Genomic DNA, 15,980 nt, shown 5'->3' with positions numbered 1-15,980 from the left:
GCTGCACTGTGAAACCCCAGTCACATAGTTATCTATGCTCCTGGGGATTTCTTCGTTTGCCGCCTCGATGCATCTCGAATGATTTGTGTCTATAAATAGAGACACAAAGCAAAAACGAAATGCGTCCCCAGCAACGTTTTAAAAATCTGCCGGGACTTTAAACGTCATGCTGTTGCCGTATTCGGGATGGGTGATGGTTAACATCTCTGCGTGCAGCAGCAGGCGCGGCGCTAACGCCAGGGCCTGTGGCGGGGCGTAGAAGCGGTCACCCAGAATCGGATGCCCTAATGCCAGCATATGCACTCGCAGCTGGTGGGAGCGTCCGGTAATAGGTTTGAGCACCACCCGGGCGGTGTTATCCGCCGCGAACTCTACCACTTCATACTCGGTCTGCGCGGATTTCCCGGTCTCATAACACACTTTCTGCTTTGGCCGGTTCGGCCAGTCGCAAATCAGCGGTAAATCAACCAGTCCCTCGGCCGGAGCGGGATGTCCCCATACGCGTGCGACATACTGCTTTTTCGGTTCGCGCTCGCGAAACTGGCGTTTTAGTTCACGCTCTGCCGCTTTGGTTAGCGCGACTACAATCACGCCGCTGGTTGCCATATCCAGACGATGCACGGATTCAGCCTGCGGATAATCGCGCTGAATGCGCGTCATCACGCTGTCTTTGTGCTCATCCAGACGGCCCGGCACGGACAACAAGCCGCTCGGCTTATTGACCACCATAATGTGCTCATCCTGATACAGGATAACCAGCCAGGGCTCCTGCGGCGGATTGTAGTTTTCCATCCCCATGTATGGCTCCGTTACTGGTGCGTCACAACGATCAGACGCAGGGCATCCAGACGCCAGCCCGCCTGATCCAGGCTTTCCAACACCTGCTGGCGGTTGCTTTCAATGGCGCTGAGTTCGTCATCACGGATGTTCGGGTTAACTGCACGCAGGGCTTCCAGACGCGACAGTTCTGCTGTCAGCTTCTCGTCCGCTTCCTTACGCGCCGCGTCGATCAGCGCGCGGGCGGATTTTTCCACCTGCGCTTCACCCAGTTGCAGGATAGCATGAACATCCTGCTGCACGGCGTTGACCAGTTTGCTGCCGGTGTGGCGGTTAACGGCGCTGAGCTGACGGTTAAAGGTTTCGAATTCAACCTGCGCGGCAAGGTTATTACCGTTTTTATCCAGCAGCATGCGTACCGGCGTTGGTGGCAGGAAGCGGTTCAACTGCAGCTGTTTCGGCGCTTGCGCCTCTACAACGTAGACCAGTTCAACCAGCAGAGTGCCGACTGGTAATGCCTTGTTTTTCAATAAAGAAATAGTGCTGCTTCCGGTATCGCCGGAAAGGATCAGATCCAAACCATTGCGGATCAGCGGATGCTCCCAGGTAATAAACTGAGCGTCTTCACGCGACAGGGCGACATCACGTTCAAATGTAATGGTGCAGCCATCTTCCGGCAGGCCAGGGAAATCCGGTACCAGCATGTGGTCGGACGGCGTCAGCACGATCAAATTGTCGCCACGGTCATCTTGATTAATACCGACGATATCAAACAGGTTCATGGCAAAGGCGATCAGACTGGTGTCGTCATCCTGCTCTTCAATACTTTCGGTAAGCTGTTGAGCTTTTTCGCCGCCATTGGAGTGAATTTCCAGCAGGCGATCGCGGCCTTGCTCCAGCTGGGCTTTCAGCGCGTCATGCTGCTCACGGCAGGTTTTGATCAGGTCATCAAAGCCATCGGTATTTTCCGGCTCAGCCAGGAAGCCGATCAGATTGTTGTATACCGTGTCATAGATAGTACGTCCGGTTGGGCAAGTATGTTCGAACGCATCCAGACCTTCGTGGTACCAGCGCACCAGCACGGATTGCGCTGTTTTTTCCAGGAACGGCACGTGGATCTGAATATCATGCGCCTGACCGATACGGTCCAGACGACCAATACGCTGTTCCAGCAGGTCCGGGTTGAACGGCAGGTCGAACATCACCAGGTTGCTGGCGAACTGGAAGTTACGCCCCTCGGAGCCGATTTCAGAACACAGCATCACCTGGGCGCCGCTATCTTCTTCGCTAAACCAGGCTGCCGCGCGGTCACGTTCAATGATCGACATTCCTTCATGGAACACGGCGGCGCGGATCCCTTCACGCTCGCGCAAGACCTGCTCCAGTTGCAGTGCGGTGGTCGCTTTCGCGCAGATAACCAGCACTTTTTGTGAGCGGTGGCTGGTCAGGTAGCCCATCAGCCATTCCACGCGCGGGTCAAAGTTCCACCAGGTGCCGGTGTCACCTTCGAATTCCTGATAAATCTGTTCCGGGTAGAGCATGTCGCGAGCCCGGTCTTCCGCACTCTTACGCGCGCCCATAATGCCGGAGACTTTAATCGCCGTCTGGTATTGGGTTGGCAACGGTAATTTGATGGTATGCAGTTCGCGTTTCGGGAAGCCTTTCACACCGTTACGGGTGTTGCGGAACAGCACGCGACTGGTGCCATGGCGGTCCATCAGCATCGAAACCAGCTCCTGGCGCGCGCTCTGGGCGTCCTCGCTGTCGCTGTTTGCCGCCTGCAATAACGGCTCAATGTCCTGCTCGCCAATCATGTCGCCTAACATGTTCAGCTCATCGTTACTCAGCTTGTTGCCAGCCAGCAGCATGGCGACGGCATCAGCGACCGGACGGTAATTTTTTTGCTCTTCAACAAACTGGGCGAAATCGTGGAAACGGCTTGGATCCAGCAGACGCAGACGCGCAAAGTGGCTTTCCATACCCAGCTGTTCTGGCGTAGCGGTCAGCAGCAGGATACCTGGCACGCGTTCAGCCAGCTGTTCAATGGCCATATATTCACGGCTGGGCGCATCTTCGCTCCACACCAGGTGATGGGCTTCATCGACAATCAGCAAATCCCATTCGGCGTCACACAAGTGCTCCAGACGCTGTTTACTGCGACGGGCAAAGTCCAGCGAACAGATAACTAATTGTTCGGTTTCAAACGGGTTGTAGGCGTCATGCTGCGCTTCTGCATAACGCTCATCATCAAACAGCGCAAAACGCAGGTTGAAACGGCGCAGCATTTCGACCAGCCACTGGTGCTGTAGCGTCTCCGGGACGATGATCAGTACGCGTTCAGCGGCGCCGGAAAGCAGTTGCTGATGCAGGATCATCCCAGCCTCAATGGTTTTACCTAAACCCACTTCGTCAGCCAGCAAAACGCGTGGGGCGTGACGACGACCAACATCATGAGCAATGTTGAGCTGGTGGGGGATCAGGCTGGTACGCTGGCCGCGCAAACCACTCCACGGCATACGGTACTGTTCGCTCTGAAATTTACGCGCGCGATAGCGCAGCGCAAAGCGGTCCATACGATCAATTTGGCCAGCAAACAGGCGATCCTGTGGTTTGCTGAATACCAGTTTACTGTCGAGGAGCACTTCACGCAGCGTTACACCGGTTTCTTCGGTATCAAGGCGGGTTCCGATATAGGCAAGCAGGCCGTTTTCTTCTTTTACTTCATCGACATGCAGCTGCCAGCCTTCATGGCTCGTTATCGTATCGCCAGGATTGAACATCACGCGGGTCACGGGAGAATCACTGCGCGCATACAGACGGTTTTCGCCCGTCGATGAGAAAAGTAAAGTGACGGTTCGCGCATCCATGGCGACAACAGTACCAAGTCCCAGTTCGCTTTCTGTATCGCTGATCCAGCGTTGACCAAGTGTAAAAGGCATATATGTTCGGCTCTATATCTTTAATTGCAGGCAATACTCGTCATTTTCCGGGCTAACCCGGTTTTTGAGAGCATACGACCCCGCTACCAGGCTAATAAATCAGTGGTAGTGGTGTTAAATGGGTCCAGGAATGGAAAGGGCGCTATGGTACTGGATGGCGGCGGTTTCGTCACGCGTCAAAATAACCCCAGTTGCCCTGTGAGTAGTGTAGCAAAGTTATCATCGATAAAGGGAAGTATTCCCTCGGCAACTGGTTGTATCTGACGGGTCAGATAGTGCTCATAATCGAGAGCAGATTGCTGATAATCCACAGGTTCAGGGCCGTTTACTGTCCAGACATATTTAATGGTGCCACGGTTTTGGTACTGTGGCGCACGACCTCGATTTATATTCTGTTCATCAGCCAGTCGTGCCGCGCGGACATGTGGCGGAACATTACGCTGGTATTCACTTAACGGGCGGCGCAGACGTTTGCGGTACACCAGTTGCGCATCCAGTTCACCCGCCATCAGACGGTCGATGGTCTCGCGGACAAACTCCTGATACGGCTCGTTACGAAAAATTCGCAGGTACAGCTCCTGCTGGAATTGTTGCGCCAGCGGTGTCCAGTCGGTGCGAACCGTTTCCAGCCCCTTAAACACCATGCGTTGTTCAGCCCCTTCCTGAATCATTCCGGCATAACGTTTTTTACTACCGGTATCTGCACCGCGAATAGTCGGCATCAGAAAGCGACAAAAGTGGGTTTCAAACTCCAGCTCCAGCGCGCTGGTCAGATTTTGTTGCTTTAGCGATTGCGCCCACCACGAGTTGACATGGCTCACCAGCTCCCGGCCAATCCGAGCGGCATCATCTTCTGAGTGCGCCTTTTTAAGCCAGACAAAGGTCGAGTCGGTATCACCATAGATGACGTCGTAACCCTGAGCCTCAATTAACGCTTTGGTCTGGCGCATGATCGCATGACCGCGCATCGTGATTGATGAGGCCAGTCTTGGGTCGAAAAAGCGACAGGCGGTCGTGCCAAGCACACCGTAAAACGCGTTCATGATAATTTTCAGCGCCTGCGAGAGCGGTTTATTTCCGTGGCGTTTTGCTTCTTCACGCCCGTGCCAGATCTGAGTAACGATCTCCGGCAGGCAATGTTTTTCGCGTGAGAACCAGGCGTCAAGGAAACCTTCGGTGCTGTGCTCCCGATCCGGTTGCGCCATCCCTTCGATAAGCCCCACCGGATCGATCAAAAATGTACGAATAATTGAGGGGTACAGGCTTTTGTAATCCAGTACCAGCACGGAGTCGTACAATCCCGGGCGCGAGTCCATCACGTAGCCGCCGGGGCTGGCGTGCGCGGGAACTTCCCCCAGATTTGGCGCCACGTAACCCGCCCGGTGCATGCGCGGAAGGTAGAGGTGGCCGAAGGCGGCAACCGAACCACCGTGACGGTCGACCGGTAGACCGTTGACCGTCGAGCGCTCCAGCAGAAAAGGCATGATCTCGGTTTTATGAAAAATACGCGTGACCAGCTCACAGTCTTTGAGATTGTAGGTGGCGAGCGCGGGTTTATTCTGGGCAAACCGACGGTCAATTTCGTCCATTCGGTCCCACGGGTTATCAATCGACTTGCCTTCACCTAGCAATTCTTGCGACACCGTTTCCAGCGAGAATGACGAGAAATTCCAGAAGGCGGATTTGAGTGCTTCAATGCCGTCAATGATCAGACGACCTTTGGCCTGCGCGAAGAACACGCCGTTTTTGAAGCCATGCTCGCGCCACTCCAGTTCGCTATTATCACGACCAAAACGCAGGGGGATGCGATAACGTTCGGCATGCTTTTGCAGGACGCGTAAATCGAATTGCACCACGTTCCAGCCGATGATGACATCGGGATCGTGACGGGCAATCCAGTCGTTGAGCTTTTCCAGCAACTGCGGGCGGCTTGCCACGTACTCAAGTTCAAAATCCAGCGCCGAGGCATCGCCGTTTGCCGGGCCGAGCATGTAGACAATACGCTGCCCGCAACCTTCAAGGCCAATGCAGTAGAGTTCACCATGCCGCGTGGTTTCGATATCCAGCGATACCCATTTTAGCGGTGGACGATAGCCCGGGTTTGGCTTCAGACGGGTATTAATCAGCGTGCCGTGCTGTTTGTCGCCTTCGGCCCAGACCGGGGACGTGATGAAGCGCTCCATCAGGTAGCGCTCCGGCGGGCGGATATCCGCCTCGTAGACAGTGACGCCGTTTTCGCGCAGGAGTTTTTCCAGCCGCATGAGCTGGCGATGGGAGCGGCAATACAGACCCGAAACGGGCTGGCGGTGGAAATCTTGTAGTTGAAGCGGCGTCAGGCGATAGCCGTTCTCTGTACGTAATAATGATGTAACGCGCGGAACCTGACTGCCTGGTATAAACGCGACGGATTCCTGCGGCGCGAGCGTAACCAGCAGCGGCCCGTCGTCTGTAGCCAGCCAGAATGAGACCTCAGTTCCCTGCGGGGTGTCCCGCCAGTGCCGGGTTAAAATAAAGCCTGCCTGCGCCACGCTGTGTATCCATTAAAAAACCAGGCATGATTATAGCCTGGTTCTGATAGATTTGCTGTGGTTTTATACAGTTATCCTGTACCCGCAGAGACTACTGTCCGTAATACGCTTTAGCACCGTGTTTACGTAGGTAGTGCTTATCCAGTAGGGTTTGTTGCATATCCGGCAGTTGCGGCGCGAGCTGGCGGCAGAAAATCCCCATATAGGCGACTTCTTCCAGCACGATGGCGTTATGCACCGCATCTTCGGCATTTTTTCCCCAGGCGAACGGACCGTGAGAGTGCACCAGTACGCCAGGCATCTGCGCTGCGTCAATGCCTTGTTTCTCGAAGGTTTCAACGATTACATTTCCGGTTTCCCACTCGTATTCACCGTTAATCTCGCTGTCGGTCATTTTCCGTGTACAGGGAATCGTGCCGTAGAAATAGTCCGCGTGGGTGGTGCCTGTCGCTGGAATCGACTGACCCGCCTGCGCCCAGATTGTCGCGTGGCGCGAGTGGGTATGAACAATACCGCCAATGCTCGGGAATGCCTGATATAACAAACGGTGTGTTGGAGTATCGGAGGAGGGCTTTTTCGTGCCTTCAACGACTTCCCCAGTGGCGATACTGACAACAACCATATCGTCTGCGGTCATGACGCTGTAATCGACACCGGAAGGTTTAATCACAAACACGCCGCGTTCGCGATCGACGGCGCTAACGTTTCCCCAGGTCAGCGTCACCAGGTTGTGCTTTGGCAGCGCCAGATTCGCTTCCAGTACCTGACGTTTAAGATCTTCTAGCATGTTAACTCCTGAATGCCGGATGGCGCTTCGCTTATCCGGCCTACGTAATTTGTAGGCCCGGTAAATGAAATGCCACCGGGCAATCCGTTTCACCAATTAACGTTTGAACCCGTAATACACTTCGTTCCAGCGCAGCGCGTCCTTAAAGGCCGGCAGACGGGTATCGTTATCGATCACTGCGATCTCGATATCATGCATTTCAGCGAACTGGCGCATATCGTTCAGATCCAGCGCATGGCTGAAGACGGTGTGGTGCGCGCCACCGGCAAGGATCCAGGCCTCAGATGCGGTTGGCAGATCCGGCTGGGCCTTCCACAATGCGTTAGCCACCGGCAGTTTCGGCAGGTCATGCGGCGTTTGCACCGTGTCGATGCAGTTAACCAGCAGGCGATAGCGATCGCCGAGATCGATCAGGCTGGCAACCACTGCCGGGCCAGTTTTAGTGTTGAAGATCAGACGGGCAGGATCGTCTTTACCGCCAATACCAAGGTGCTGAACGTCGAGGATCGGTTTCTCTTCCACAGCGATTGACGGGCACACTTCCAGCATGTGCGAGCCGAGCACCAGATCGTTGCCTTTCTCGAAGTGGTAGGTGTAATCCTCCATAAATGAGGTGCCGCCCTGCAGACCGGTTGACATCACCTTCATGATGCGAAGCAGAGCGGCGGTTTTCCAGTCGCCTTCGCCCGCAAAGCCGTAGCCTTGCTGCATCAGACGCTGTACGGCCAGACCCGGGAGTTGTTTCAGGCCGTGCAAATCTTCAAATGTCGTCGTAAAGGCGTGGAATCCGCCCTGTTCCAGGAAGCGTTTCATCCCCAGTTCAATACGGGCGGCTTCCAGTACGTTCTGACGTTTTTCACCATGGACTTGCGTGGCCGCCGTCATGGTGTAGGTGCTTTCGTACTCGTCGATCAATGCGTTGATTTCGCCGTCACTAATTGCGTTCACTACCTGCACCAGATCGCCCACGGCCCAGGTATTTACCGAGAAACCGAATTTGATCTGTGCGGCAACTTTATCGCCGTCAGTGACCGCCACTTCGCGCATGTTGTCGCCAAAACGGCAGACTTTCAGATGGCGGGTATCCTGCTTGGACACCGCCTGGCGCATCCAGGAGCCAATACGCTCGTGCGCTTGCTTATCCTGCCAATGGCCGGTGACCACGGCGTGCTGCTGACGCATACGCGCACCGATGAAGCCGAACTCGCGACCGCCGTGTGCGGTCTGGTTCAGGTTCATAAAGTCCATATCAATGCTGTCCCACGGCAGGGCGGCGTTGAACTGGGTGTGGAACTGCATCAGCGGTTTGTTGAGAATAGTCAGACCGTTAATCCACATTTTGGCTGGAGAGAAGGTGTGCAGCCAGACCACCAGACCTGCGCAGCGATCGTCATAGTTGGCATCACGACAGATAGCGGTAATTTCGTCAGGAGAAGTACCCAGCGGTTTTAATACCAGTTTGCAGGGCAGGTTAGCTTCCGTATTCAGTGCGTTAACAACGTGCTCGGCATGTTGGGTTACCTGACGCAGTGTTTCCGGGCCATACAGATGCTGGCTACCAATCACAAACCACACTTCATAGTTATCAAAAATTGTCATTGTCGTGTCCTTAATGAGTCAGGGTTGCCAGGTCTACCGGGGCTTGCTGCGCCGGTGCGGCAGTCGGAAGGTACTGTTGTTCAGCGCTTACCGCCCACAGCTGGTAGCGGCGGTAAAGCTGTTCAAAGCGTTGAGCCTGTTCTGGACGAGGTTGCATCGTCTTTTCTACTGCGCTCGCCATGTGTTGCTGGGCGGCTGGAATGTCTGCATGGACCTGCGCGGCAACGGCGGCGAAGATAGCCGCACCGAGCGCGCAGCACTGGTCTGAAGCGACAATCTGTAGCGGACGGTTTAGCACGTCGCAGCAGGCCTGCATGATGACCGGGTTTTTACGCGCGATACCGCCGAGCGCCATGACGTTGTTAACCGCAATGCCTTGTTCGGTGAAGCATTCCATGATGGCGCGCGCGCCAAAGGCCGTGGCGGCAATCAGACCACCAAACAGCGCTGGCGCATCGGTTGCCAGATTCAGGTCGGTAATGACGCCTTTCAGACGCTGGTTGGCATTCGGCGTACGACGACCATTGAACCAGTCGAGCACCACCGGCAGGTGATCCAGCGACGGATTTTTCGCCCAGGCTTCGGTGAGCGCAGGCAGCAGCTGTTTTTGGCTGGCTTTAATCTGTGTTTTCAGTTCCGGGTGCTGCGCGGCAAGCTGTTCCAGCGGCCAGCTCAACACACGGCTAAACCAGGCATAGATATCGCCAAAAGCAGATTGCCCCGCTTCCAAACCGATAAAATGCGGCACCACGCTGCCATCAACCTGGCCGCAAATGCCTTTCACCGCGCGTTCGCCAACGTTTTGTTTGTCGGCAATCAGAATGTCGCAGGTAGACGTGCCGATGACTTTCACCAGCGTATTGGGCTGTGCGCCTGCGCCGACCGCGCCCATATGGCAGTCAAAAGCTCCGCCTGAAATCACCACGGTTTCTGGTAGCCCCAGGCGCTGCGCCCACACGGCACACAGGGTGCCAACCGGCAGGTCCGCCGTGAAGGTGTCGCTAAACATTGGGTATTGCAGATGGCGGTTGAGGATGGGGTCGAGTTCGTCAAAGAAACTGGCTGGCGGCAGCCCCCCCCAGCTTTCATGCCACAGGGATTTATGCCCGGCGCTGCAGCGACCGCGACGAATATCCTGCGGGCGTACGGTGTTGGAGAGCAGGGCCGGAACCCAGTCGCATAGCTCAATCCATGAGACCGCTGCCTCGGCGACCGCGTGGTCCTGGCGAGTTACGTGCAGGATTTTTGCCCAGAACCATTCGCTGGAATAAATACCGCCAATATAGCGGGAGTAATCGATCTTGCCCGGCGTGTGGCACAGGCGAGTAATTTCTTCGGCTTCTTCGACCGCGGTGTGATCTTTCCACAGAACAAACATCGCATTCGGGTTTTCCGCGAACTCCGGGCGCAGCGCCAGTACGTTGCCGTCGGCATCGATGGGCGCCGGGGTTGAACCGGTACTGTCAACGCCAATCCCGACCACTTCCGCGCGTTGTTCCGCGCTCAGCTCGGCCAGGACGGTTTTCAGCGCCGCTTCCATGGACTCAATGTAGTCGCGCGGATGATGGCGAAACTGGTTGTTTGGGCCGTCGCAATACTGCCCTTCCTGCCAACGTGGGTACCACTCAACGCTGGTGGCGATTTCTTCACCAGTGGCACATTCCACCGCCAAAGCGCGTACCGAATCACTACCAAAATCGAGGCCAATTGCAATCGCCATCGTCTTACTCCATCCAAAAATACGGGTATGGATAAACAGTAGTGAGAAGGGATAAAAACCGTCAGGCAGGATCCGCTAATCTTATGGACTAAAATGCTGTGGTATCACAAAGTGTGACGCCGTGCAAATAATCAATGTGGACATTTCTGCCGTAGTTATAGACACTTTCGTTAGCCGATTTTGACGTTGGCGTAGTACATGTTTTTTACAAATTGCTTTTCACAAGCGGGGTTGATGGTCCATTACTGCAAACACTGTGACCCGCAGGGGCGACGGCGATGATGTCTGGCGTAATATGGACAAATTGTTTCTTAGCAGAACCCAGGGAGTATTGAAATTATGGCTGAAACGCAAAACGATCCCCTACTGCCGGGCTATTCGTTTAACGCACATTTGGTGGCTGGATTAACCCCCATTGAGGCGAACGGATACCTGGACTTTTTTATCGACAGGCCGCTGGGGATGAAGGGCTATATCCTTAATCTCACTATCCGTGGGGAAGGGGTCATTAATAATCAGGGCAAGCAGTTTGTCTGTCGACCTGGCGATATTTTGCTGTTTCCGCCCGGAGAAATTCACCACTACGGACGCCACCCGGATGCCAGCGAGTGGTATCACCAGTGGGTCTACTTTCGGCCACGCGCTTACTGGCAGGAGTGGCTGACCTGGCCGGCCATTTTTGCCCAGACCGGTTTCTTTCGCCCTGATGAAGCGCACCAACCGCATTTTAATGAACTGTTTGGACAGATCATTAATGCCGGGCAAGGGGAGGGGCGCTATTCCGAACTGCTGGCGATTAATCTGCTGGAGCAATTGTTACTCCGACGTATGGAAGCCATTAATGAGTCGCTGCATCCGCCAATGGACAACCGCGTTCGCGATGCCTGCCAGTACATTAGCGATCATCTGGCGGACAGCAATTTTGATATTGCCAGCGTCGCACAGCATGTCTGCCTGTCGCCTTCCCGTTTGTCACACCTGTTCCGCCAGCAATTGGGCATCAGCGTATTAAGCTGGCGTGAGGATCAGCGTATCAGTCAGGCGAAGCTACTGCTGAGTACCACACGTATGCCTATCGCCACGGTGGGTCGCAACGTCGGCTTTGATGACCAGCTCTATTTCTCTCGCGTTTTCAAAAAATGTACCGGCGCCAGTCCGAGCGAGTTCCGTGCTGGATGTGAATAAAAAGTGAATGATGTGTCCTGAAAGTTGTCATAACTGGCAATCTATTCAGACAATTGATGGCTTGACGAAGTTGAGAAGGGTTATCAAAATCCCTGCTTCGTAAATCTGACGGACACATTATGCAAGCATTGCTGGAACACTTTATTCTCCAGTCCGCCCTGTACTCTCTGATCGCCGTACTTTTGGTGGCTTTTTTGGAGTCGCTGGCGCTGGTTGGTCTGATTCTGCCCGGCACCGTGATGATGGCGGGGCTGGGGGCGCTGATTGGCAGTGGCGAACTGAATTTCTGGCATGCCTGGCTTGCGGGCATCGTCGGTTGCCTGTTGGGGGATTGGATCTCCTTTTGGTTGGGCTGGCGCTTTAAAAAGCCGCTGCACCGTTGGTCGTTCATGAAAAAGAACAAGGCGCTGCTGGATAAAACCGAGCATGCGCTGCATCAGCACAGCATGTTTACCATTCTGGTGGGCCGTTTTGTCGGCCCAACGCGTCCGCTGGTGCCGATGGTGGCGGGCATGCTGGATCTGCCTGTCGCAAAATTTATTGTGCCGAATATTATAGGCTGCGTGCTGTGGCCGCCGTTCTATTTCCTGCCGGGTATTTTGGCGGGAGCGGCAATCGATATTCCTTCCGATATGCAGAGCGGAGACTTCAAATGGCTGCTGCTGGCGACGGCGTTGCTGCTGTGGGTCGGGGGCTGGCTATGCTGGCGGCTGTGGCGTAGCGGCAAAGCGGCAGTCGATCGTTTAACCGCGTATTTCCCCCGCAGTCGTTTGCTGTATCTGGCACCGTTAACGCTCGGGATCGGCGTGGTCGCGCTGGTGGCGCTGTTGCGTCACCCGCTGATGCCGGTGTATATCGATATTCTGCGCAAAGTTGTGGGTTACTAGCGATTCCTTTGCCGGATGGCGGCTTCGCCTTATCCGGCCTACGAAATATGAGGGTTGATGCCTAACAGCGCTGAGGCACTGGCTTGACCGCTTAGTAGCTCGTCTGTTTTGCCTTGCCATGCAATGCGTCCGTCGGCGACGACGATTGACCGGGGCGCAATTCGCGCCGCATCTTCTACGCTGTGGGAAACCATCAGCAGCGTAAGCTGCTTATCACGGCAGACCTCGGCGACCAGGGTTAACATCTCCTGACGCAGGGCGGGATCGAGCGCAGAGAACGGTTCATCGAGCAGCAATATGGGTTGCTCCCGCACCAGACAACGCGCCAGCGCCACGCGTTGTCGCTGCCCGCCGGAAAGCTCACCGGGGAGTCGCTCCAGCAATGAATCGAGCCCCATTTGCCGGGCGATGTTGTGCATTTTCTCCCGCTGAAGCGCGTTCAGTTTTAAACCCGGATCAAGACCCAGGCCGATGTTTTGCCACACGCTCAGATGGCTGAACAGATTGTTTTCCTGAAACAGCATGGAGACGGGACGACGCGAAGGAGGCGTTGCGGTGTGATCTTCACCTTCAATCATCATTGTGCCGCTGGCAGGCGTGAGAAAGCCGGCAATCAGATTCAGCAACGTACTTTTCCCGGCACCGCTGGGCCCGAGTATTGCTACCTGCTCACCGCGCGAGACTGACAGCGTAAAGCGCATGGGCAAATGGTGGTAAAGCCATGTGATATCAATCAGTTTTAACATTTCGACCCGGCAATTTCTCAATAACGGTAAACAGCGTAAAACACAGGATCAGCAGCAAGAGCGCCGTAACCGCGCCATCCTGACTGCGATAAGATCCAATCTGCTGATATAAATAAAACGGCAGGGTGCGGAAATCCTCATTGCCAAATAACGCCACCACGCCAAAGTCGCCAATCGACAATACACAGGCAAACGCCATCGCCTGCGCCAGCGGACGTTTTAGTGCCCGCAGTTCAACCACTTTCAGGCGCGACCATCCCTCAATTCCCAACGACTGGCACAGCATACTGTAGCGTGCGGTCACGTCACGCATTGGGTTTTCCAGTACCTTCAGCGCGTAAGGGATCGCCATCAGCGCGTTGGTGAAAATCACAATGCCGTCGGCAGATTCGGGGAGTCCAACGGTGTTATTGAGCAGCAGAAAGAAGCCGGTAGCTAACACGATGCCCGGCATGGCGAGGATCATCATGCCGCTAAGCTCCAGCATCTGGCCTGCCAGAATCTGCTGTCGGGCGCGCAGTTCGCGACTGCTCCATAACAGCATCATGGTGAGTATCACGCACAATGCCCCTGCCGCCAGCGCGATGCGCAGTGAGGTTCCCAATGCCTGCCACAGAACCGGCTGCATAAGCACTTCCAGTACCTGGCTGTTAAGACCATCGACAAGCACTGCCAGCAGCGGCGGCAGCAACAGCAGCAGGGCCAGAATAATCAGCAGCGAGTCGGCCAGACGGCTGTGCAAACGATCGTCGGGATCGCGCCAGCCCTGAACCAGCGTGGTGCCCGGCGCAATGGCGCGGCTCAGGCGTTGGCTGAGGAGCACCAGCGCTAAACAACACAGCATCTGGATCAACGCCAGCATCGCGGCACGGGCGGGATCGTAATCAAAGTTCAGCGCCTGATAGATAGCCAACTCAATGGTAGTGGCCTGCGGCCCGCCACCCAGCGACAAAACGGTGGCAAAGCTGGCGAAGCACAGCATAAAGATGAGCGCCGCGACGGGAAGGATTTGACGGCGTAACCATGGCCATTCGACAAAGCGGAAGAAATGCCAGCCGCGGATACCCAACTGAGCGGCTAACTGTCGCTGTTCGCCGGGAATATTTTCCAGCGACTGCAACAGCAGACGGCTGGCCATCGGCAGATTGAAAAAAACGTGCGCCAGCAGGATGCCCTGCAAACCGTACGGCGAAAACGTCCACTCCAGCCCGAATGTCTGCCAGAGCGAGGCTAACCAACCCTGACGGCCATACACGCTCAGGATGCCAAAGACCGCGACCAACACCGGCAGGATTAGCGTCATCGCGCACAGGCGTAGCAGCGCCAGACGTCCAGGGAAACGGCGGCGATAAAGTGCTCTGGCAAGGAAAATTGCCGGGACAACCGACAACACTGCGGATAAAAAAGCCTGCCAGAAAGAAAAACGCACCACGTGCCACAGGTAGTCGTCTCGCCACAGCGAGAGCCAGTCACCTTGTGGGGCGTTAAACCATAGCGCCAGGAACGCGGCCAGGGCAACTGCGACCATCAGCGTGGCGGCAGAAAGCCCGGGAACCAGCCAGCCGGGAATTAACGGCTGACGGCGCGTTGCCATTCGCTGATCCATGTCTGACGCTGGGCCGCAACCTGCTGCGGGGTAAATTCCAGCGCGGTGGCCGGTTTATTCAGTTGCTCAAATCCTGGCGGAAGAGCAACCTGCGTCACCGGATACATCCAGTTGCCGGTCGGAATGGCATTCTGGAATGCCGGTGACACCATAAATTTCAGGAATTTCTCAGCCAGTTCCGGCTGCTTGCTGGCCGCGGTGCGGGCGGCAACTTCCACCTGCAAATAGTGACCTTCACTAAAGTTGGCGGCGGCGTAGTTATCTTTTTTCTCGTCAATGATGTGATAAGCCGGAGAGGTGGTGTAGCTCAGTACCAGATCGCTTTCACCTTTCAGGAACAGGCCGTAGGCTTCGCTCCAGCCCTTGGTGACGGTGACGGTTTTGGCCGCCAGTTTCTGCCACGCCTCCGGCGCTTTGTCGCCATAAACTTTCTGCATCCATAACAGCAGGCCCAGCCCTGGCGTGCTGGTGCGTGGATCCTGATAAATGACGCGCCATTTCTGATCGCTTTCGACCAGTTCTTTCAGACTTTTGGGCGGATTCTTCAGCTTGTTCTTATCGTAAACGAAGGCGAAATAGCCGTAGTCAAACGGAACGAAGGTATCGTTTTTCCAGCCGCCGGGCACGTTAATGGCGTCACCTGGTACACCGCTTTTGGCGAACAGTTTGGTTTGCGTGGCGGCGTCCAGCAGGTTGTTATCCAGTCCCAGTACGACGTCGGCTTTGCTGTTTTTTCCTTCCATGCGCAGGCGGTTAAGCAGCGAGACGCCATCTTCCAGCGCGACCAGCTTCAGTTCGCAGTTGCAGTCAGCTTCAAAGGCTTTTTTGATTGTCGGGCCAGGGCCCCAGTCCGCGGCGAACGAATCGTAGGTATAGACGGTCAGTACCGGTTTGGCGAAGGCAGGCGCTGCGCACAGCAGTAAAAGCGGAAGACATTTTTTAAACACTTTGCACCTCAAGAGTTGGGTGGCAAAGGACTTGAGATAAGCCTCAAATCCCTTCGCCGGCATTATCCGGATCAGGTTCGACGGGTATCTCTCAGCCCATACACTTCATCATTCACGCTGCCTCTGTGTTGGCTGCGCTCGCTTACCCCAGTCACATAGTTATCTATGCTCCTGGGGATTCACTCGCTTGCCGCCTTGAGGCATCATGAATGATTTTGTGTATGTTTTTTATTTAGCACCCCGTTGAGAACGGCGTTAG

Annotated in this window: 11 protein-coding genes and 1 riboswitch; of the genes, 2 read left to right on the top strand and 9 right to left on the bottom strand. The window is 55.3% G+C overall.

From position 1 onward, the window contains the following. Window positions 1-138: 138 nt before the first annotated feature. The 6 genes from rluA to araB form a co-directional block, all read right to left on the bottom strand. Window positions 139-798: a bifunctional tRNA pseudouridine(32) synthase/23S rRNA pseudouridine(746) synthase RluA gene (gene rluA / locus FDW92_RS00620; RefSeq protein WP_042312382.1), complete on the bottom strand. Its 660-nt coding sequence runs from the start codon at window positions 796-798 to the stop codon at window positions 139-141. Between the two features lie 11 nt (window positions 799-809). Continuing rightward, window positions 810-3,716, bottom strand: a complete 2,907-nt coding sequence (rapA, locus tag FDW92_RS00615) for an RNA polymerase-associated protein RapA (protein WP_042312380.1) — start codon at window positions 3,714-3,716, stop codon at window positions 810-812. A gap of 176 nt (window positions 3,717-3,892) precedes the next feature. Continuing rightward, complete coding sequence (gene polB, locus FDW92_RS00610; protein ID WP_042312378.1) at window positions 3,893-6,244, bottom strand: DNA polymerase II; 2,352 nt, start codon at window positions 6,242-6,244, stop codon at window positions 3,893-3,895. A 91-nt stretch (window positions 6,245-6,335) separates the two neighbouring features. Then, the gene (araD, locus tag FDW92_RS00605; protein ID WP_042312376.1) at window positions 6,336-7,031 is read right to left on the bottom strand and encodes an L-ribulose-5-phosphate 4-epimerase; all 696 of its coding nucleotides are present in this window, start codon (window positions 7,029-7,031) and stop codon (window positions 6,336-6,338) included. Window positions 7,032-7,127: 96 nt separating this feature from the next. Next, a complete protein-coding gene (gene araA, locus FDW92_RS00600; protein ID WP_042312373.1) occupies window positions 7,128-8,630 on the bottom strand; it encodes an L-arabinose isomerase in 1,503 nt (500 codons plus the stop codon). A gap of 10 nt (window positions 8,631-8,640) precedes the next feature. Further along, window positions 8,641-10,350, bottom strand: a complete 1,710-nt coding sequence (gene araB / locus FDW92_RS00595) for a ribulokinase (protein WP_042312371.1) — start codon at window positions 10,348-10,350, stop codon at window positions 8,641-8,643. 339 nt (window positions 10,351-10,689) lie between these two features. On the opposite strand from araB, the gene araC reads away from it, so the two are divergent. Both araC and FDW92_RS00585 read left to right on the top strand, forming a co-directional pair. Next, window positions 10,690-11,535 carry an arabinose operon transcriptional regulator AraC gene (gene araC / locus FDW92_RS00590; protein ID WP_003018834.1) on the top strand — a complete coding sequence of 282 codons (846 nt, stop codon included), beginning with the start codon at window positions 10,690-10,692 and terminating at the stop codon, window positions 11,533-11,535. Between the two features lie 119 nt (window positions 11,536-11,654). Next, the gene (locus tag FDW92_RS00585) at window positions 11,655-12,422 is read left to right on the top strand and encodes a DedA family protein (protein ID WP_038637157.1); all 768 of its coding nucleotides are present in this window, start codon (window positions 11,655-11,657) and stop codon (window positions 12,420-12,422) included. A gap of 38 nt (window positions 12,423-12,460) precedes the next feature. Here the strand turns inward: FDW92_RS00585 and thiQ are convergent, their stop codons facing one another. The 3 genes from thiQ to thiB are packed head-to-tail and all read right to left on the bottom strand — an operon-like array spanning window position 12,461 to window position 15,721. Next, window positions 12,461-13,168 (bottom strand): thiamine ABC transporter ATP-binding protein ThiQ, encoded by a 708-nt coding sequence (gene thiQ, locus FDW92_RS00580; RefSeq protein WP_042312368.1) that lies wholly within the window; start codon window positions 13,166-13,168, stop codon window positions 12,461-12,463. Next, window positions 13,152-14,762 (bottom strand): thiamine/thiamine pyrophosphate ABC transporter permease ThiP, encoded by a 1,611-nt coding sequence (thiP, locus tag FDW92_RS00575; RefSeq protein ID WP_042312366.1) that lies wholly within the window; start codon window positions 14,760-14,762, stop codon window positions 13,152-13,154. Before thiP ends, thiQ begins: the two co-directional genes overlap by 17 nt. Further along, window positions 14,738-15,721, bottom strand: coding sequence for a thiamine ABC transporter substrate binding subunit (gene thiB, locus FDW92_RS00570; protein ID WP_042312365.1), 984 nt, complete (start codon window positions 15,719-15,721; stop codon window positions 14,738-14,740). The genes thiP and thiB overlap by 25 nt, the downstream gene beginning before the upstream one ends. A 30-nt stretch (window positions 15,722-15,751) precedes the next feature. Then, window positions 15,752-15,974, bottom strand: a riboswitch (TPP riboswitch). Window positions 15,975-15,980: the final 6 nt, after the last annotated feature.

The sequence above is a fragment of the Citrobacter sp. wls706 genome, from assembly GCF_005281305.1.
GTDB classification, from domain to species: Bacteria; Pseudomonadota; Gammaproteobacteria; order Enterobacterales; family Enterobacteriaceae; genus Citrobacter; species Citrobacter werkmanii.
This window is presented reverse-complemented; position numbering and strand designations above follow the sequence as displayed.

What these genes read in the sequence shown, in the direction of transcription:
- araB (WP_042312371.1), bottom strand. Translation starts at nt 10,350, where the DNA reads ATGGCGATTGCAATTGGCCTCGATTTTGGTAGTGATTCGGTACGCGCT.
- thiP (WP_042312366.1), bottom strand. Translation starts at nt 14,762, where the DNA reads ATGGCAACGCGCCGTCAGCCGTTAATTCCCGGCTGGCTGGTTCCCGGG.
- FDW92_RS00585 (WP_038637157.1), top strand. Translation starts at nt 11,655, where the DNA reads ATGCAAGCATTGCTGGAACACTTTATTCTCCAGTCCGCCCTGTACTCT.
- araA (WP_042312373.1), bottom strand. Translation starts at nt 8,630, where the DNA reads ATGACAATTTTTGATAACTATGAAGTGTGGTTTGTGATTGGTAGCCAG.
- thiQ (WP_042312368.1), bottom strand. Translation starts at nt 13,168, where the DNA reads ATGTTAAAACTGATTGATATCACATGGCTTTACCACCATTTGCCCATG.
- araC (WP_003018834.1), top strand. Translation starts at nt 10,690, where the DNA reads ATGGCTGAAACGCAAAACGATCCCCTACTGCCGGGCTATTCGTTTAAC.
- araD (WP_042312376.1), bottom strand. Translation starts at nt 7,031, where the DNA reads ATGCTAGAAGATCTTAAACGTCAGGTACTGGAAGCGAATCTGGCGCTG.
- rapA (WP_042312380.1), bottom strand. Translation starts at nt 3,716, where the DNA reads ATGCCTTTTACACTTGGTCAACGCTGGATCAGCGATACAGAAAGCGAA.
- rluA (WP_042312382.1), bottom strand. Translation starts at nt 798, where the DNA reads ATGGGGATGGAAAACTACAATCCGCCGCAGGAGCCCTGGCTGGTTATC.